We start from the raw sequence: 18,202 nt of genomic DNA, 5'->3' as shown, positions 1-18,202 counted from the left end.
CAGCGCCAGGGCGATTACCCGGCGCTGGCGCCGCTGCTTAGTAGCGGTAGGCGTCCGGCTTGAACGGACCTTCGACGGTCACACCGATGTACTCGGCCTGCTGCGGGGTCAGCTGGGTGACCACGCCGCCGAAGCCGCGGACCATCTCCAGGGCCACTTCTTCGTCCAGCTTCTTCGGCAGCACTTCCACGGTCAGGCGCTCGGCCTTCTTGGCGGCTGGCAGTTCGGCGAACTTCTGCCCGAACAGGAAGATCTGCGCCAGGACCTGGTTGGCGAACGAGCCGTCCATGATGCGGCTTGGGTGACCGGTGGCGTTGCCCAGGTTCACCAGGCGGCCTTCGGCCAGCAGGATCAGGTAGTCGTCGTTCTGCGGGTCGAACACGCCAGCACCGGTGCGGTGGATCTTGTGCACCTGCGGCTTGACCTCTTCCCATGCCCAGTTCTTGCGCATGAAGGCGGTGTCGATCTCGTTGTCGAAGTGGCCGATGTTGCAGACCACGGCGCGCTTCTTCAGGGCCTTGAGCATGTTGGCGTCGCAGACGTTGACGTTACCGGTGGTGGTGACGATCAGGTCGATGCGGCCCAGCAGGTCCTTGTTGATGCCGGCTTCGGTACCGGTGTTGATGCCGTCCTTGAACGGCGAGACGACTTCGAAGCCGTCCATGCACGCTTGCATGGCGCAGATCGGGTCGACTTCGGTGACCTTGACGATCATGCCTTCCTGACGCAGGGACTGGGCCGAGCCCTTGCCCACGTCGCCGTAGCCGATCACCAAAGCCTGCTTGCCCGACAGCAGGTGGTCGGTACCGCGCTTGATGGCGTCGTTCAGGCTGTGACGGCAGCCGTACTTGTTGTCGTTCTTGCTCTTGGTGACCGAGTCGTTGACGTTGATCGCCGGGACTTTCAGCTCGCCTTTGGCCAGCATGTCGAGCAGGCGGTGCACGCCGGTGGTGGTCTCTTCGGTCACGCCGTGGATCTTGTCCAGCATGGCCGGGTATTTTTTGTGCAGGATTTCGGTCAGGTCACCGCCGTCGTCCAGGACCATGTTGGCGTCCCATGGCTGACCGTCTTTCAGGATGGTCTGCTCGATGCACCACTCGTACTCCTGCTCGGTTTCACCTTTCCAGGCGAACACCGGGATGCCGGCGGCGGCGATGGCAGCGGCGGCCTGGTCCTGGGTGGAGAAGATGTTGCACGACGACCAGCGCACTTCGGCGCCCAGGGCGACCAGGGTCTCGATCAGCACGGCGGTCTGGATGGTCATGTGGATGCAGCCGATGATCTTCGCGCCCTTGAGCGGTTGCTCGGCTTGGTACTTGCGGCGCAGGCCCATCAGTGCCGGCATTTCCGATTCGGCGATGATGACTTCCTTGCGGCCCCAGTCGGCCAGGGAGATGTCGGCGACCTTGAAGTCGGAAAAACCAGCAGGCGTGTTTACAGCGCTCATTGAGAGCCTCCATTCGTAGTGTGCGAATGGGCGCCGTTGTGCGTTGAGCGTCCGCTTGCGCGGACAACGCCCCAACCGAGCCTGACAGGCCGAGCCTGCTGCAGCGCCCCTCGGATGGGTGGCGGGAACGGTGGCCGCAGGGCCACCGTCGAAAGTGCCGGGCGATTATAGCGGGGCTTTCGATGCATCCCAAGGGCTAAACACTAAAGACGGACTCACTAGGGGCGGCCGTTTGTCCGCAATGCAAGGCGCAGGTTGAAGTGGGCCAGGGGCTCGCAGTCCTGTGCCAGCACCATCAGTTGCCAGGCCAGCTTGAACTCGCCCGGCTGATCGCAGCGGATACGCCAGTGGTAGGTGTCGACCTCGCGACTCGCCGGCTGCAGCGGCGCCGAGGCATCGGGAAGGGCCAGGCGCAGGTTGCGCTGTTCGATCAACTCGATGTCCAGCGGCGGTTCGCTGGCAGGACTGTGGCTGAACAGCATCTCCTCGCCGAGCAGCGCCACTGGGGTCATGTGCAGGAGCAGGGTGTCCCCGGCTGCGACGACCAACTCCGGTGTATCGAGAAGCAGCGTTTCGCCCGTGGCCGGGCGCGAGTGCAGGGTACAAAAATGGCGGGGATTGAGTTCGGCCGGGGAGGCAGGGTCGTTGGGTAGTTGCTCGAAGGCTGCGAGCAGGCCCTGAGTATCGACGATTATCAGAGCGTGATGGGCGGGGTTCTCCGTGATCATGATGCGCTCCTTCCTTGAGCACCAATAAGGGGCCGGGTACAGGCGCGCACCGCCGAGCCAAGGCTCGGCGGTGCTCGGCGTGGGTCAGTTGGTGATGGTGATGAACGGATCCCATTCGAAGTAACCACAGCACTTGCAGTCACGGTCGACGATCATGAACTTGAAGTGGTAGGTGACCTTGCCTTGCGCGAGCAGGTCACCGCGCCAGTAGTAGTTGTCGTTGACCTGGCAGGTTGGCACGGTCTTGTTGTTGGCGTTCGGTACGGCAGTCTGCACCTTGGCCTTGAGTGCGCGCGGATCCTCCAGCAGTTGGTGGCTCGGATCGTCAGATACGAATCCGTAGAGGATCACCGATTGCTCGAAGCCGAACGAGATGCTCTGTTCGCGCCAGCGGACCACATCGCCAACACGGCCTTTGAGGTGCAGTTCACCCCCGGCCTGGCCGGCGATGACGTTGTCCTGGTAGGTCACCATGTAGATGTGTTCCGGCGGGATGAAGGTAGGTTTGTTCGGGTCCTTGCTCGCGTTGGGGAACTTCTTGAGGATGGTTTCGGTGTCGAAGTTGATGCTGACATCGATGACTCTGGACATAGTGGATTCCTTTTCACTGATTTCGAGTAGGTCAATGGTGAGCCTCAGTCGCTCTCCACTGGCACTGCCCGGAGCCTCGCTTCCTGCGAATGCCGGTTCTGCCGCGCCGTATGCCAAGTTCCGGTTGTCCGACCACCTGGAGTGATCTGCGGATCACAGGGTCAGGCTAGATCCGTGGAGGTGGGTGTCAAACCACGTTGCGCGGATACTGACCAATGGTCGTAGGGCGTGGACATGGTTGACGCAAATCAATGGGGCTACCATGTAGGACGTGGTCGGACGGCTGATCCGCCGTTCGCCGCTCGATGTTCATGAGGCCGCAGGCCAGGAGTACAGATGAACTTTCACACCCGCAAATGGGTAAAACCCGAAGACCTCAACCCCAACGGCACCCTGTTCGGTGGCAGCCTGCTGCGCTGGATCGACGAGGAGGCGGCAATCTACGCCATCGTCCAACTGGGCAACCAGCGTGTGGTGACCAAGTACATTTCCGAGATCAACTTCGTCAGCGCCTCGCGCCAGGGCGACATCATCGAGCTGGGCATCACCGCCACCGAGTTCGGCCGCACCTCGATCACCCTCAAGTGCGAAGTGCGCAACAAGATCACTCGCAGGGCGATCCTTACCGTAGACAAGATGGTCTTCGTCAACCTCGGCGAGGATGGTCAGCCGGCGCCGCACGGGCGTACCGAGATCAAGTACATCCAGGACCAGTTCCCGGACAGCGCCGTGGAGTGATTCTCGGGGGCTGCTCTGCAGCCCTTCGCGGCACAAGGCCGCTCCTACAGAAGAACGCAATCCCCTGTAGGAGCGGCCTTGTGCCGCGAAGGGCCGCAAAGCGGTCCCGGCCTTTTCAAGGCTGTGTGCTGACCTTGCGTACCACCTTGCCGACCGTCAGACCCTGCACCAGGATCGACGACAGCACCACGATGTAGGTGATCGACAGCAGCAGGTCACGCTCATCGCCCTGTGGCAGCGACAGCGCCAGTGCCACCGACACGCCACCACGCAGGCCTCCCCAGGTCAGCACGCGGATGGTGCCCTGTGGCACGGTCCGCCAGCGGCGCAGCAAGACGATGGCCGGCGCCACGGTCAGCAGGCGCGAGGCCAGCACCGCCACCGCCAGCACGCCACCGGCCGCCAGGTGCAGCCAGTTGAACGGCAGCAGCAACAGTTCCAGGCCGATCAGGGCGAACAGCAGCGCGTTGAGCATGTCGTCGATCAGTTCCCAGAAACCGTCCATGTAGCGGCGGGTCATGTCGTTCATCGCCAGGTTGCGCCCCAGGTTGCCGATGATCAGGCCGGCCACCACCATGGCGATCGGCGCCGACACATGCAGCTCGTAGCACATGGCCGAGCCGCCGATCACCAGCGCCAGGGTCAGCATGACCTCGACCTGATACTGCTCGACGCTCTTGATCATGCGATAGGTGGCATAGCCGATCAGGCCACCGAAGGCGATCCCGCCGATGGCTTCGCGGGCGAAGAGGATGGCGGTGTCGGTGACGCTCGGCGTCTCGCCCAGCTGGATGATGCCCAGCAGCACGGTGAACACCACCACCGCGGTGCCGTCGTTGAACAGCGACTCGCCGACGATGGTGGTCTTCAGCGGCTTGGAGGCGTTGGCGGTACGCAACGCGCCGAGCACGGCGATCGGGTCGGTCGGCGAGATCAGCGCGCCGAACAGCAGGCAGTAGATCAGCGGCACGTTCCAGCCGAACAGGGCGAACACCCAGTGCGCCAGGTAGCCGATCACCACGGTGGCGATCAGCACGCCGATCGTGGCCAAGAGTCCGATCGGCCAGCGGTAGCTGCGCAGGTCGGCGAGGTTGACGTGCAGGGCGCCGGCGAACAGCAGGAACGACAGCATCCAGTGCATCAGCAGGTCATTGAAGTCGATCTGGTTCATCAGGCCTTCGACGCGCTCTTCCAGGCCAGGAAAGCCGATCAGGCTCAGGCCCTGCAGCATCAGGGAGAACAGCAGTGCGGTGACCATCACGCCGATGGCCGGCGGCAGGCCGATAAAACGGTAGTTCACATAGGTGAGGAGGGTGGTGAGGCAGATAAACGCGGCAACTAATTCAAGCATCCCGAATCCTGTAACAGTGGCTTCCAAGTCGTTTCCCGAGTGACTCGGGCAGTTCTTTGATGACCTGGCGCGGGGTTCGGGACACACCTTATGACCCGAAATACCGAATTCGTTCCTCAAAACAGATTGCAGATACTTTGTGGGAGCACGCGTTATAGTGCGTGCAGCCGCCTGGTCATTGCGCAAGGAGCCCCGCGTGCTGGCAACCTCCCTGGTACTGGTCGCAGCCCTGCTCCACGCGACCTGGAACACCCTCATCAAGTTCAGCGGCGAACGCCTTCTGGTGATCGCCAGCATGGACCTGGTGGCACTGGTCTTCGCCGTTCTGGCGGTGGCGTTCGTCGAGTTTCCCCCGGCCGGCATCTGGCCCTGGCTGCTGGCATCGGCGCTGGCCGAGCAGCTCTACCGTTACCTGCTGATCAAAGCCTATCGTGTCGGCGACCTGGGGCTGGTCTATCCGTTGATGCGTGGTTTGTCGCCCTTGGTCGTGCTCGGACTGACCCTGGCTTTTGCCGGTGAGTCGCTCAGCCAGCAGCAGATCATCGGTATCCTGCTGATCCCCTGCGGCATGGCCTGCCTGTTGTGGCAGGGCGGTGGCGGTGATCGCCTGCCCTGGTCGATGCTGCCGGTGGTGGCGCTGATCGGCCTGTGCATCGGCTGCTACACCTGGTTCGACGGCCAGGCCGTGCGCCTGTGGGGCAAGCCCTGGGATTACCTGGTGTGGCTGACCCTGCTCAGCGCCTGGCCGTTTCCGCTGCTGGCCGGGGTGGCGCGTCGGGGGCCGTTTGCCCTGTTCTGGCGCACCCAGTGGCGCCTCGGGCTGGCGGTGGGGTTGTGCGTGCTGCTGAGTTACGCCCTGGTGCTGTGGGCCATGCACCTGGGGTCGGTGGCCGAGGCGGCGGCGCTGCGCGAGCTGAGCGTGATCCTCGTGGTGCTGCTGGGCATGCGCTACCTTAAAGAACCTTTTGGCGGGCCGAGACTCCTAGCTTGCGGGCTGGTCCTGGCCGGCATGCTGGTGATGAAACTGTGAACCGATCCTCTGTGAACAAGGAGTCCTGTAGATGACCGTTGCCCTGTGGTGCATTCTCGTCGCGCTGGTCCTGCCGCCGCTGTGCGCATTGATCGCCAAGCTCAGCAGCGGGTACTTTGGCCTGCGCGCCAATCACGACCCGCGTGCGTTCCTGGACAAGCTCGAAGGGCTGCCCCGGCGTGCCCATGCAGCGCAGTTGAACGGCTACGAGGCGTTCCCTGCGTTTGCCGCGGCGGTGCTGGTGGCCCGACATCGTCGGCAATGCCGAGCAGGTGACCCAGGATGTGCTGGGGGTGCTGTACATCACCAGCCGGCTGCTCTACATCATCTGCTACCTGGCGGACTGGGCGGTGCTGCGTTCGCTGGTGTGGTTCGTCGGGATGGCGCTGATTGTGTCGTTCTTCGTCGTATCGATTTGAATGCATCGCGGGGCAAGCCCGCTCCCACGCAATCATCGTGGGAGCGGGCTTGCCCCGCGATAGCGCCTGTCAGGGTACTTTCGGCACTTCGGGCAAAGGCTGCCCCTTGGGCCACAGCATCCAGATCTGCCCCTGCTGCTTCATGTTCCCCGCCAGCTCGCCGGCCTCGGGGCCGGTGCCCCAGAACAGGTCCGCGCGCACTTCGCCGGTGATGGCGCCACCGGTGTCCTGGGCGCCGACCGGGCGCACCACCGGGCTGCCGTCCGGGCGGGTGGTGGCCAGCCAGAGCAGGCTGCCCAGGGGGATCACCTTGCGGTCGATCGCCACGCTGTAGCCCGCGGTCAGCGGCACGTTGAGCGAGCCGCGCGGCCCCTCGTTGCTGTCCGGGCGGGTACTGAAGAACACGTAGCTCGGGTTGCTGGCCAGCAGCTCGGGCACACGTTGCGGGTTGGCCTGGGCCCAGGCGTGGATGCTGCCCATGGTCACCTCTTCCTTCGGCAACTGCCCTTGTTCCACCAGCCAGCGGCCGATCGGGCGGTATGGGTGGCCGTTCTGGTCGGCATAGCCCAGGCGCAACTGACGGCCGTTCTCCAGCTGGATCCGGCCCGAGCCTTGAATCTGCAGGAACTGCAGGTCCATCGGGTCGGTCAGCCAGGCCAGTACCGGCGCCTTGGCGCCGTCGCGGCTGATCACCTCGGCGGTGTCGTAGGGCTTGAGCACCCGTCCGTCGAGGCGCCCGCGCAGGCGCTTGCCCTTGAGCTCGGGGTAAACGCTGGCCAGGTCGACCACGATCATGTCCTCGGGCACGCCATACACCGGGACCTGCGCGCTGTCGGTGCGGGCCAGGCTGCCGGGATAGACCGGCTCGTAGTAGCCGGTGATCAGGCCATTGGCGCTGTTCTGCGCCGAACGCAGGCCATAGACCTGGAGGTTCTGTTCGAGGAAGGTGCGCACCTGGGCGGCATTGGCCGTGGCCGAGCCCGCTGCTTCGCAGGTGGCGGCCCACACCGGGTCGCGCCTGAGCTTTTCGCAACCGCTGCGCCAGGCGTAGAAACCCGCCAGCAGGTCGTCGTCGCTGACCTGGGGCAGGTCCTTGAAGGTGGCTGGCACGTAGGTGGCAATGGCGTGGGGTTCGGGCTTGGCGCTTTCGCCGCCGTTGCAGCCGGCCAGGAGCGCCAGGGCGGGCAGTGCCCAGGCGAGATGGCGCAATGCAGAGTTCATGTCGTCGATCCTGTAGGGGGCGAAGCATGAAGATTCGCCCCTGTTTTCTGTGTGGCTATTGGTCTTTGCCCGCGAGGCGGCGATACTGGCCGCCCGTTTTCCTGGCCGAAGAGACCGTGATGTTCAAGCGATTGACCGTAGTACTGCTCGCCGCCCTTGCCCTGAGTGCCTGTGACGGCGTTGATCCCAACTCGCCGCTGGGCCAGCGCAAGGCGATCTTCAAGCAGATGCTCAAGACCAGCGAAGACATGGGCGGCATGCTGCGCGGGCGCTTGCCCTTCGACGGTGTGAAGTTCGCCGATGGCGCGGCGAAGCTGGACAGCCTGGCCCATGCGCCGTGGCAGCACTTCCCGCAGGTGCGTGACGCGGGCGACAGCAGCGCGCGGGCCGAGGTCTGGGAGCGCCAGGCGCGGTTCCAGGACCTGGCCCGGCAACTGGAGGGCGTCACCGGCGAGTTGGTCGCGGTGACCCGTGCCCTGCCACTGGACGCGGCGCAGGTGAAGGCGCCGATGGACAAGGTCGAGGCGGCGTGCAAGGCCTGTCATAACGAGTTTCGCAATCACTGAGCGAGTGGGCCGTTGTCGGTGCGGGCTCGTGGGAGCGGGCTTGCTCCGCGATGGCGTCGGATCGGCCAGTGACATTGCCTGGGCTGACGTCATCGCGGGGCAAGCCCGCTCCCACGGTTCGTACACATAAGACCGGTCGGCTAGCGTTCGAGCTCGTCAACGGCCTCCTGCAGCTCCTTTTTCGCCTCGGCCAGCTTGTCCTTGCGCTTGTTGATCTTCTCCGCGTCGCCCTTCTTCATGGCCTTGTCCAGGTCCTTGGTGCGCTGGTTCACTTCGTGACGGGCGTCGAGCACCTTCTGCTCGCGCTCCTTGCGCAGGCCGGCATCGGTGCAGTGCTCGGTGACTTCGCTCAAGGCTTTTTCCAGCCCCGCCTGCTGGTCGCTGTTGCCATGGGCGCGGGCTTGTTCGATCTGTTCGCTGATGGCCTGGCGCTTGGCCGCGCAACCGGTCAGGCCCGGCTGCTCTGCGGCGGCCAGCAGCGGGCTGGCGGCGAAGCCGAGCAGGGTAGACAGGGCGAGGGACGAAAGCAGTTTCATCGGGGGCTCCATTCGAGGCTGGGCAGCAGAAAGCGAAATGCTGCCTTGATCTGCGTAAATTAGAAACCCTCGATTGCATGGGCTCGCAGGTTTCGGGCCAGCTCCTGAACCCGCTCGTGGGCGAAAAAAGCCCGCAATTGCTCTGCTCGACCAGGCCCGACGCCAGGTTCGGCAAGCCATTGCTCGATGTTTCTGGATGCCAGTGTGTGCCAGTCGGGACCCAGTTGCAGGCTGGTCGGTGCGGGTACGCCGAGGCCTCGCAGCCAGCGTTGGAACGGCTGCTGGCGGGCCTGAGAGAAAGCAGTCTGCAATTGCCTGGCCCGTGCCTGGGCGATCCCGGGTACCTCGAGCAGCTGTTTCTGATCGAGGTTCAGCCAATCGGTCAACTGCACGATATGGCCACTTTCGACAAGACGTTTCCAGGTTTCGGTCCCCAGGCCCGGCAGGTCCAGTCCCTGCTTGCCGCCCAGCCAGGCCAGGCGGGCAAGGAACTGCTGCTGGCAGCCATCGTCGACCTGCCAGCAACTGAAGGCGTTATAAACAGACGGATCCGGAGCCTGAACCTCGGGACGCCGGGCGGCGCGATGCACCACGCTTTCCAGGCGTGGGATGGTCATGCCGGCCAGGCTGACCGCGATCTGGTCACCGGGCCGGACGTCCAGCTGCCTCCAGCGCGCCAGCGAGCCAAGGCTGAGCTGGCTGATCCGGCGATCGTCCAGGGTCAGCGGCTGCAACAGCAGCAAGGGTGTGATGCGCCCGGTACGGCCGATTCGGAACTGCACCTCCCTGACCTGCGCCAGCGCCTGGGCGAACGGGTATTTCCAGGCAGCGATCCAGTAGGGCGCCTGGGCGCGCCAGCGCTGTGCTGCGGGGCGGCTGTCCTGGCGCAGGATCACGCCGTCGCTGGCGAAGGGCAGGGGCGAGCGGTACCAGTGCTGACGCCAGTGCGCGACCTCGGCGACATCCTCGATGGCCACGCTCAGGCGTTGACTGTCCGGAAAACCAAGCGCTGTCAGCTGCGCCAGGCGTTCGGCCTGGTTGTCCGGGCCGTGCGGCCAGTCCCAGACGAACAGGCCGATGCCCGCGCCTTGTTCCTCGGTCATCCGCTTGCGTGCCAGCAGCCCGGCGACGGAGCCGCGGGCGTTGGCGCTGCCTGCTTCTGCTTGCACGTGGTGGTCCAGGCGCCAGTACAGCTCACCCTGGAACACACTGTCCAAAGGTTGGGAAAGTTGTCGCACGATACCGCTCAGCGCCGGGATGTGCCGGCTCCAGTCGTGCCCTAGTGTGCCGTCGCCACGGCTGAGCAGGCCTGTCAGTTGGCCCTGGCGGTAGATCAGTGATACCGCGACGCCGTCGACCTTCGGCTGCATCCAGATGTCGCGTTTGCCCAGCAGCCAGCGGGCTACGGCCTGCTCGTCGGCAAGCTTGTCGACACCGGTGTGGGGGATCGGATGGGGGATAGTGCCGCGGGCACTCGCCAGCGGAGCGTCGTCGTGGGAAAGACCAAAGCAGGCTTGAAGCTCCAGCAGGTGCTGGCGGCTTTGATCGTAGAGTTCGTCGGCCACCAGGGCGATACCCTGGCGATGGTACTGGTCGTCCCAGTGCGCGAGGGTGGCGCGCAGCCGGGCGACCTCGGCCTCGGCCTGCGCCGAGTCCCAGGCCGGGCACACACCCGCCAGGACAACGGGGTGGTGCAACAGCAGCGCTACGACTATCAGCAGTAATGGCATGGCCGGCATCCTTGCAAGGCGGGAAGGAGTTCTCAGCCTAGGCGGGTGACGGCGTGGGCGACGGTGGGCATTTGTCAGCCCATATGTCACAAAAAAGCCCCTGCCGATCACTCGGCAGGGGCTTTCCGGTACTGCTGTAGGAGGCTTACAGGCCAGCGGCGTCGCGCAGGGCGGCGGCGCGGTCGGTGCGCTCCCAGGTGAAGGTGGTGAAGGTGTCGTCGCCGACGGTCTTCTGCTGCGGCGTACGGCCGAAGTGACCGTAGGCGGCGGTTTCCTGGTACATCGGGTGCAGCAGGTCGAGCATGGTGGTGATGGCATACGGACGCAGGTCGAAGCACTCGCGCACCAGCTGCACGATCTTGTCGTCGGAGACCTTGCCGGTACCGAAGGTGTTGATCGAGATGGAGGTCGGCTGGGCTACGCCGATGGCGTAGGACACCTGGATCTCGCAGCGCTCGGCGAGGCCCGCGGCAACGATGTTCTTGGCCACGTAGCGGCCGGCGTAGGCGGCGGAACGGTCGACCTTGGACGGGTCCTTGCCGGAGAACGCGCCACCGCCGTGGCGGGCCATGCCGCCGTAGCTGTCGACGATGATCTTGCGGCCGGTCAGGCCGCAGTCGCCCACCGGGCCACCGATGATGAAGTTGCCGGTCGGGTTGATGTGGTACTGAGTGTCCTTGTGCAGCAGCTCGGCCGGCAGGGTGTGCTTGACGATCAGCTCCATCACCGCTTCCTGCAGGTCTTTCTGCGAAACCTCAGGGTTGTGCTGGGTCGACAGCACCACGGCATCGATACCGACTACCTTGCCGTTTTCGTAGCGGCAGGTGACCTGCGACTTGGCGTCCGGGCGCAGCCATGGCAGCAGCTTGGACTTGCGCGCTTCGGCCTGGCGCTCGACCAGACGGTGCGAGAAGCAGATCGGCGCCGGCATCAGCACGTCGGTCTCGTTGCTGGCGTAGCCGAACATCAGGCCCTGATCGCCGGCACCCTGGTCTTCAGGGCGCGAGCGATCGACACCCTGGGCGATATCCACCGACTGCTTGCCGATGATGTTCATCACGGCGCAGGTGGCACCGTCGAAGCCGACGTCGGAGCTGTTGTAGCCGATGTCGATGATCACTTTACGCACCAGCTCTTCCAGGTCGACCCAGGCCGAGGTGGTGACTTCACCGGCGATGATGGCGACACCAGTCTTGACCAGGGTCTCGCAGGCCACGCGGGCGTACTTGTCCTGGGCGATGATGGCGTCCAGCACCGCGTCGGAGATCTGGTCGGCGATCTTGTCCGGATGCCCTTCGGACACGGACTCGGAAGTGAAAAGGGAGTATTCGCTCATCTCGATGGGTTCCTGAAATTTACCGATGTTGTATGTCGCCAGTGGTCCGCTGGAAGTGCCGGACCTGGATCTGGAAACCGTTACGCAAGCCCACGTAGAGGCTGTCCCCGGGGGCCAGCCCTGCCGCGTTGGCCCAACGGGCCAGGTCGTCCTGCTCGAAGCCAAGCCACAGGTCGCCGCAGGCTTCGCGGGCCCACCCCTGGTCATGGCTGCACAGCTCGGTGACCAGCAGGCTGCCGCCCGCCTTCACCCGTCTGGCCAGCAGGCGCAGGGCCTGGGCCGGGTCGCTGAAATGGTGCAGGACCATGTTCAGCACAACGCAGTCGGCTTCCACATCCGTTGCACCCAGTGCATCGGCCAACTGCAGGTTTACGTTACTCAATTCGTTGCGCTCGCAGACCTGGCGGGCCAGCTCGAGCATGGTCGGGCTGTTGTCCATGGCCGTGACCTGCTCGAAGCGCCTGGCCAGGTCGGGCAGGAAACCGCCGTCGCCGGGGCCGACCTCCAGGGCGCTGGCGCCCGCGTCGAAGCTCAGCTTGTCGAGCAGTGCCAGCAGGCTTTCGCGGTACTGCGGCAGGCCGGCGATCAGGTCCTGCTGGGCGCGGAACTTCTCTTCCACGCGCAGGAAAAAATCCTGGCTGGTGGCGGCGCGACGCTGCTGGACCTGGGCGATGCGAGCCTGCACTGCTTGAGGCAGGGCGAGGTCGTCGACCTCCTCGAGCAGCGCCGAATGCAGACGGCCGCCCAGGCGCTGGCTGTCGGGCAGGGCGCGGCGGTAGAAGATCGCGTTGCCTTCGCGGCGGGTCGCCACCAGCTCGGCCTGGGCCAGCACCTTCAGGTGATGGCTCATGCCCGACTGACCGATGTCGAAGATCTGCGCCAGCTCCAGCACGCCGAACGAATCATTGGCCAATGCGCGCAGCACGTTCAGGCGCAGGGGGTCGCCGCCGGCCTTGCACAGGGCGGCCAGCTCGTCGCTGCGTTGTGGGGTGATGGGCGCATTGAGGTTCATGGGGCGGGAGTCTAGACAGGGGATGCTGTCGTCGCAATAGCAATATCAAAAAGTTTTGATATTGCCTGACCGATGGCCTCGTGGGGCTAATCGTGGGAGCGGGCTTGCCCCGCGATAGCGCTCGCCCTGGTACTTCCTGCGTCCAATCTGAGGCAATCGCGGGGCAAGCCCGCTCCCACGACCCCGCTTTTTTACTCTTTTCCCTGCCAAACACAGGAAAAAAACCCGACTGCGACCATACGTCATTGCCCCCGGCCCCCCCTGTGGGCGAAAATGGCCGCCTTTTTTCGCTTCACCACCTATTTCAAGCCCCAGGAGACTCAGCGATGCCCAGCCGTCGTGAACGTGCCAACGCCATTCGTGCCCTCAGCATGGATGCCGTGCAAAAGGCCAACAGCGGCCACCCAGGTGCCCCCATGGGTATGGCGGATATCGCCGAAGTGCTTTGGCGCGATTACCTGAAGCACAACCCGAGCAACCCAAGCTTTGCCGACCGCGACCGCTTCGTGCTGTCCAACGGCCACGGCTCGATGCTGATCTACTCGCTGCTGCACCTGACCGGCTACGACGTCACCATCGACGACCTCAAGGCCTTCCGCCAGCTGCACAGCCGCACCCCGGGCCACCCGGAGTTCGGTTACACCCCGGGCGTCGAGACCACCACCGGCCCGCTGGGCCAGGGCCTGGCCAACGCCGTGGGCTTCGCCCTGGCGGAAAAAGTGCTGGGTGCCCAGTTCAACCGTGAAGGCCACAACATCGTCGACCACAACACCTACGTGTTCCTCGGCGACGGCTGCATGATGGAAGGCATCTCCCATGAAGTCGCCTCGCTGGCCGGCACCCTGGGCCTGAACAAGCTGGTCGCCTTCTACGACGACAACGGCATCTCCATCGACGGCGAAGTCCACGGCTGGTTTACCGACAACACCCCGGCGCGCTTCGAAGCCTACAACTGGCTGGTGATCCGCAACGTCAACGGCCACGACGCCGACGAGATCAAGACCGCCATCGAGACCGCGCGCAAGAGCGACCGTCCGACCCTGATCTGCTGCAAGACCATCATCGGCTTCGGCTCGCCGAACAAGCAGGGCAAGGAAGACTGCCACGGCGCACCGCTGGGCAACGACGAAATCGCCCTGGCCCGCAAGGAACTGAACTGGAACCACGGCCCGTTCGAAATCCCGGCCGACATCAAGGCCGAGTGGGATGCCAAGGAAGCTGGCGCCAAGGTCGAAGCCGAGTGGAACCAGCGCTTCGACGCCTACGCCAAGGCCTATCCTGAGCTGGCTGCCGAGTTCAAGCGCCGCGCCGCCGGCGACCTGCCGGCCGACTTCTCCGAGAAGGCCCAGGCCTACATCAACGAAGTTGCTGCAAAGGGCGAGACCATCGCCAGCCGCAAGGCCAGCCAGAACACCCTGAACGCTTTCGGTCCGCTGCTGCCCGAGTTCCTTGGCGGCTCCGCCGACCTCGCCGGCTCCAACCTGACCCTGTGGAAAGGCTGCAAGGGCGTCGAAGCCAACGATGCCAGCGGCAACTACGTGTTCTACGGCGTGCGCGAGTTCGGCATGACCGCCATCATGAACGGCGTCGCCCTGCACGGCGGCCTGGTGCCTTACGGCGCCACCTTCCTGATGTTCATGGAATACGCCCGCAACGCCGTGCGCATGTCGGCGCTGATGAAGCAGCGCGTGATCCACGTCTACACCCACGACTCCATCGGCCTGGGCGAAGACGGTCCGACCCACCAGCCAATCGAGCAGCTGACCAGCCTGCGCAGCACGCCGAACCTGGACACCTGGCGTCCGGCCGACGCGGTGGAATCCGCCGTGTCCTGGAAAGCCGCCCTGGAGCGCAAGGACGGCCCGTCGGCGCTGATCTTCTCGCGCCAGAACCTGCAGCACCAGACCCGCGACGCCCAGCAGATCGCCGATATCGCCCGTGGCGGTTACGTGCTCAAGGACTGCGCCGGCGAGCCTGAGTTGATCCTGATCGCCACCGGCTCCGAAGTGGGCCTGGCCGTCCAGGCCTTCGACAAGCTGACCGCGGACGGCCGCAAGGTCCGCGTCGTGTCGATGCCGAGCACCAGCGTGTTCGACGCCCAGGACGCAGCCTACAAGCAGTCGGTACTGCCGCTGCAAGTCGGTGCGCGTATCGCCATCGAAGCCGCTCACGCCGACTTCTGGTACAAGTACGTCGGCCTCGAAGGCCGCGTGATCGGCATGACCACCTACGGCGAGTCGGCCCCGGCCAGCGCGCTGTTCGAGGAGTTCGGCTTCACCCTGGACAACATCCTGGGTACCGCCGAAGAGCTGCTGGAAGACTGATTCAGACTGTGCGAGGCGAGGGCGTTGCCCTCGTTTCGCGACACAAGGCCGCTCCTACAAGGTATGGCGTACACCGTACCCTGTAGGAGCGGCCTTGCGTCGCGATGGGCCGCAAAGCGGCCCCAAAAGCCATCATGCGTTAGCGAGCCATCGAATGCCCCACCCGCGTCCCTACAAAGTTGCACTCAACGGTTACGGCCGCATCGGCCGCTGTGTCCTGCGCGCACTGTTCGAGCGGGGGGCGAAGGCCGGTTTCGAGATCGTCGCGCTGAACGACCTGGCCGACCAGGCCAGCCTGGAATACCTGACGCGCTTCGACTCCACCCACGGGCGTTTCCCCGGCGAGGTGAAGGTCGACGGCGACTGTCTGCATATCAATGGCGACTGCGTGAAAGTGCTGCGCAGCGCCACCCCGGAAGGCATCGACTGGGCCGCCCTGGACATCGACCTGGTGCTGGAATGCTCCGGTGCCTACCACACCCGTGCCGACGGCCAGCGCTTCCTCGACGCCGGCGCGCCGCGGGTGCTGTTTTCCCAGCCCATGGCCAGCGAGGCGGACATCGACGCCACGGTGGTCTACGGCGTCAACCAGGATTGCCTGACCGGCAGCGAACTGCTGGTGTCCAACGCCTCCTGCACCACCAACTGCGGCGTGCCGCTGTTGCGCGTGCTGGACCAGGCTTTTGGCATCGAGTATGTGCAGATCACCACCATCCACTCGGCGATGAACGACCAGCCGGTGATCGACGCCTACCACCACGAAGACCTGCGCCGCACCCGTTCGGCGTTCCAGTCGGTGATACCGGTGTCCACGGGCCTGGCCCGGGGTATCGAACGCCTGCTGCCGGAACTTGCCGGGCGAATCCAGGCCAAAGCGGTACGCGTGCCGACCGTAAACGTCTCGTGCCTGGACATCACCCTGCAGACTTCCCGCGATACCACCACCGAGGAAGTCAACCGGGTGTTGCGTGAGGCCGCCCTGGACGGCCCGCTGAAAGGCTTGCTGGCCTACACCGAGCTGCCCCACGCCAGTTGTGATTTCAACCATGACCCGCATTCGGCCATCGTCGATGCCAGCCAGACCCGTGTCTCAGGCCCCCGCCTGGTGAACCTGCTGGCCTGGTTCGACAACGAATGGGGGTTTGCCAACCGTATGCTCGACGTTGCCGAACACTATCTGCACGTCGTACACCCAACCCGCAGCAAACAGCCCTGAAGGACTGCATTCATGACCGTGTTGAAGATGACCGACCTCGACCTGCAAGGTAAGCGCGTACTGATCCGCGAAGACCTCAACGTCCCTGTGAAGGACGGTGTGGTGGCCAGCGACGCGCGTATCCTGGCAGCGCTGCCGACCATCAAGCTGGCCCTGGAGAAGGGCGCGGCGGTGATGGTCTGCTCGCACCTGGGCCGCCCGACCGAAGGCGAGTTCTCTGCCGAGAACAGCCTCAAGCCGGTTGCCGACTACCTGAGCAAGGCCCTGGGCCGCGACGTGCCGCTGGTCGCCGATTACCTCGACGGCGTTCAGGTTCAGGCCGGTGACCTGGTGCTGTTCGAAAACGTGCGCTTCAACAAGGGCGAGAAGAAGAACGCCGACGAGCTGGCGCAGAAATACGCCGCCCTGTGCGATGTGTTCGTGATGGACGCCTTCGGCACCGCCCACCGCGCCGAGGGCTCCACCCACGGTGTTGCCAAGTTCGCCAAGGTCGCTGCCGCAGGCCCGCTGCTGGCCGCCGAACTGGATGCCCTGGGCAAGGCCCTGAAGGCTCCAGCCAAACCGATGGCGGCCATCGTTGCCGGCTCCAAGGTCTCCACCAAGCTGGACGTGCTGAACAGCCTGAGCACCGTCTGCGACCAGCTGATCGTCGGTGGCGGCATCGCCAACACCTTCCTCGCCGCCGCCGGTCACCCGGTCGGCAAGTCGCTGTACGAGCCTGACCTGGTCGAGACCGCCAAGGCCATCGCCGCCAAGGTCAGCGTACCGCTGCCGGTGGACGTGGTGGTCGCCAAGGAGTTCGCCGAAAGCGCCGAAGCCACCGTCAAGGCGATCGCCGACGTGGCCGCCGACGACATGATCCTGGACATCGGTCCAAAGACCGCCGAGCAGTTCGCCGAGTTGCTGAAGACCTCGAAGACTATCCTGTGGAACGGTCCGGTCGGTGTGTTCGAGTTCGACCAGTTCGGCAACGGCACCAAGGTCCTGGCCAAGGCCATCGCCGACAGCGCCGCATTCTCCATCGCCGGTGGCGGTGACACCCTGGCGGCCATCGACAAGTATGGCGTGGGTGCCGATATCTCCTACATTTCTACCGGTGGCGGCGCGTTCCTCGAGTTCGTCGAAGGCAAGGTCCTGCCTGCCGTGGCAATCCTGGAAGAGCGGGCCAAGGCCTGAGCGTGAAGGCGCCTGGCAAAGGGAGCGACCTGATGGTCAAGCAATTGCCTGTGATGATCGTGGCCTTGTTGCTGGGCGCCTGCGCCGGCAACAAGGGCAGCGAGGCCGATCCGGCGCAGCCGCCCAAGGGTGGCTGCTACCAGTCCCAGTGGCAGGCGGAGACGGCACCGGTGATCAACAAGCGCCTGGGGCCGGACGGCCTGGAAAAGTACGACGACGAACACCAGCGCAAGGCCCCGGGCTGCCCTTAATCGGGTGGTTGGCAACCACGCCTGGGTTTTGTGGTCTTGGAAGAGGGGCTGTTGCGCAGCCCTTCGCGGGTAAACCCGCTCCCACAGGGAATGCACTGACCTTGTGGGAGCGGGTTTACCCGCGAAGGGCCGCGCAGCGGACCCATGACGAGGTTTTAGGATGAAAGCGCTTCTGGCCGCACTGGCCCTGGCGACCCTGGCAGGCTGCTCGCTGTTGCAGCCTGCCAAACCCGCCCCGGCGGATAACTGGACCCGCTGGGTCTGCGACAGCCAGGCCGAAGTGCTGTGGCGTTTCGCCGACGCGCAGCAGGACGCGGTCGATGTCCGTCTCGGCGGCGGCGACCAGGTCCATCGGCTCAAGGCCGAGCCGGGTGCCTCCGGCGCGCTGTACAGCGATGGCATGCTGGCCTTCCACACCAAAGGTGAAGAGGGCCTGGTGTACTGGGTGGCGACCAACGATCTGATTGGGCGGGGCTGCAAGGCACCGTGACTGGCCGGGCCACGTAGATGGCCCACACTACTTGAACAGC

At 64.8% G+C, this 18,202-nt stretch carries 17 protein-coding genes, 1 pseudogene and 1 riboswitch; of the genes and pseudogenes, 9 read left to right on the top strand and 9 right to left on the bottom strand.

Annotated elements, in window-relative coordinates; translation table 11 throughout:
- Positions 1-37 precede the first annotated feature (37 nt).
- The 3 genes from ahcY to ACZ899_RS17010 form a co-directional block, all read right to left on the bottom strand.
- Entirely contained in the window at positions 38-1,447 is a 1,410-nt protein-coding gene (gene ahcY, locus ACZ899_RS17020; RefSeq protein WP_234561919.1) for an adenosylhomocysteinase, read from the bottom strand.
- Between the two features lie 21 nt (positions 1,448-1,468).
- A riboswitch (S-adenosyl-L-homocysteine riboswitch) is annotated at positions 1,469-1,565 on the bottom strand.
- A gap of 100 nt (positions 1,566-1,665) precedes the next feature.
- Entirely contained in the window at positions 1,666-2,175 is a 510-nt protein-coding gene (locus ACZ899_RS17015; protein WP_234561917.1) for a hypothetical protein, read from the bottom strand.
- An 84-nt stretch (positions 2,176-2,259) separates the two neighbouring features.
- On the bottom strand, positions 2,260-2,766 hold the full coding sequence (locus ACZ899_RS17010; protein ID WP_203648277.1) for an inclusion body family protein: 507 nt from the start codon (positions 2,764-2,766) through the stop codon (positions 2,260-2,262).
- 336 nt (positions 2,767-3,102) lie between these two features.
- Between ACZ899_RS17010 and ACZ899_RS17005 the strand changes: the two genes are divergently transcribed.
- The gene (locus ACZ899_RS17005; protein ID WP_186715898.1) at positions 3,103-3,504 is read left to right on the top strand and encodes an acyl-CoA thioesterase; all 402 of its coding nucleotides are present in this window, start codon (positions 3,103-3,105) and stop codon (positions 3,502-3,504) included.
- A 115-nt stretch (positions 3,505-3,619) separates the two neighbouring features.
- Here the strand turns inward: ACZ899_RS17005 and ACZ899_RS17000 are convergent, their stop codons facing one another.
- The gene (locus tag ACZ899_RS17000) at positions 3,620-4,855 is read right to left on the bottom strand and encodes a cation:proton antiporter (protein ID WP_234561915.1); all 1,236 of its coding nucleotides are present in this window, start codon (positions 4,853-4,855) and stop codon (positions 3,620-3,622) included.
- Positions 4,856-5,051: 196 nt separating this feature from the next.
- On the opposite strand from ACZ899_RS17000, the gene ACZ899_RS16995 reads away from it, so the two are divergent.
- Together ACZ899_RS16995 and ACZ899_RS16990 are read left to right on the top strand one after the other, a co-directional pair.
- Positions 5,052-5,885, top strand: a complete 834-nt coding sequence (locus ACZ899_RS16995; protein ID WP_186733338.1) for an EamA family transporter — start codon at positions 5,052-5,054, stop codon at positions 5,883-5,885.
- Between the two features lie 31 nt (positions 5,886-5,916).
- Positions 5,917-6,304, top strand: a pseudogene (locus tag ACZ899_RS16990) (MAPEG family protein).
- A gap of 69 nt (positions 6,305-6,373) precedes the next feature.
- Here ACZ899_RS16990 and mltA read toward each other — a convergent pair.
- Positions 6,374-7,525 (bottom strand): murein transglycosylase A, encoded by a 1,152-nt coding sequence (gene mltA, locus ACZ899_RS16985; RefSeq protein WP_234562769.1) that lies wholly within the window; start codon positions 7,523-7,525, stop codon positions 6,374-6,376.
- Between the two features lie 119 nt (positions 7,526-7,644).
- On the opposite strand from mltA, the gene ACZ899_RS16980 reads away from it, so the two are divergent.
- On the top strand, positions 7,645-8,091 hold the full coding sequence (locus tag ACZ899_RS16980; RefSeq protein WP_234562768.1) for a c-type cytochrome: 447 nt from the start codon (positions 7,645-7,647) through the stop codon (positions 8,089-8,091).
- Positions 8,092-8,231: 140 nt separating this feature from the next.
- Here ACZ899_RS16980 and ACZ899_RS16975 read toward each other — a convergent pair whose 3' ends face one another.
- The 4 genes from ACZ899_RS16975 to ACZ899_RS16960 form a co-directional block, all read right to left on the bottom strand.
- Positions 8,232-8,627 (bottom strand): DUF1090 domain-containing protein, encoded by a 396-nt coding sequence (locus ACZ899_RS16975; protein WP_203648267.1) that lies wholly within the window; start codon positions 8,625-8,627, stop codon positions 8,232-8,234.
- A gap of 59 nt (positions 8,628-8,686) precedes the next feature.
- Positions 8,687-10,357 carry an NAD-dependent DNA ligase LigB gene (ligB, locus tag ACZ899_RS16970; RefSeq protein WP_234562767.1) on the bottom strand — a complete coding sequence of 557 codons (1,671 nt, stop codon included), beginning with the start codon at positions 10,355-10,357 and terminating at the stop codon, positions 8,687-8,689.
- A 145-nt stretch (positions 10,358-10,502) separates the two neighbouring features.
- On the bottom strand, positions 10,503-11,693 hold the full coding sequence (metK, locus tag ACZ899_RS16965; protein WP_186715851.1) for a methionine adenosyltransferase: 1,191 nt from the start codon (positions 11,691-11,693) through the stop codon (positions 10,503-10,505).
- A gap of 19 nt (positions 11,694-11,712) precedes the next feature.
- A complete protein-coding gene (locus tag ACZ899_RS16960; RefSeq protein ID WP_203648263.1) occupies positions 11,713-12,705 on the bottom strand; it encodes an ArsR/SmtB family transcription factor in 993 nt (330 codons plus the stop codon).
- 326 nt (positions 12,706-13,031) lie between these two features.
- On the opposite strand from ACZ899_RS16960, the gene tkt reads away from it, so the two are divergent.
- The 5 genes from tkt to ACZ899_RS16935 all read left to right on the top strand — a co-directional run bounded on the left by tkt (position 13,032) and on the right by ACZ899_RS16935 (position 18,162).
- Positions 13,032-15,029: a transketolase gene (tkt, locus tag ACZ899_RS16955; protein ID WP_234562766.1), complete on the top strand. Its 1,998-nt coding sequence runs from the start codon at positions 13,032-13,034 to the stop codon at positions 15,027-15,029.
- A gap of 154 nt (positions 15,030-15,183) precedes the next feature.
- The gene (gene epd / locus ACZ899_RS16950; RefSeq protein ID WP_110734779.1) at positions 15,184-16,245 is read left to right on the top strand and encodes an erythrose-4-phosphate dehydrogenase; all 1,062 of its coding nucleotides are present in this window, start codon (positions 15,184-15,186) and stop codon (positions 16,243-16,245) included.
- 12 nt (positions 16,246-16,257) lie between these two features.
- Positions 16,258-17,421 (top strand): phosphoglycerate kinase, encoded by a 1,164-nt coding sequence (locus ACZ899_RS16945; protein ID WP_234562765.1) that lies wholly within the window; start codon positions 16,258-16,260, stop codon positions 17,419-17,421.
- A 32-nt stretch (positions 17,422-17,453) separates the two neighbouring features.
- A complete protein-coding gene (locus tag ACZ899_RS16940; protein WP_110735172.1) occupies positions 17,454-17,672 on the top strand; it encodes a hypothetical protein in 219 nt (72 codons plus the stop codon).
- Positions 17,673-17,832: 160 nt separating this feature from the next.
- Entirely contained in the window at positions 17,833-18,162 is a 330-nt protein-coding gene (locus tag ACZ899_RS16935) for an MliC family protein (RefSeq protein WP_110734782.1), read from the top strand.
- Positions 18,163-18,202 lie beyond the last annotated feature (40 nt).

Source organism: Pseudomonas sp. TE31087 (assembly GCF_057284075.1).
The sequence above is the reverse complement of the archived record's forward strand: the minus strand, read 5'-3'. Positions and strand labels throughout refer to the sequence as shown.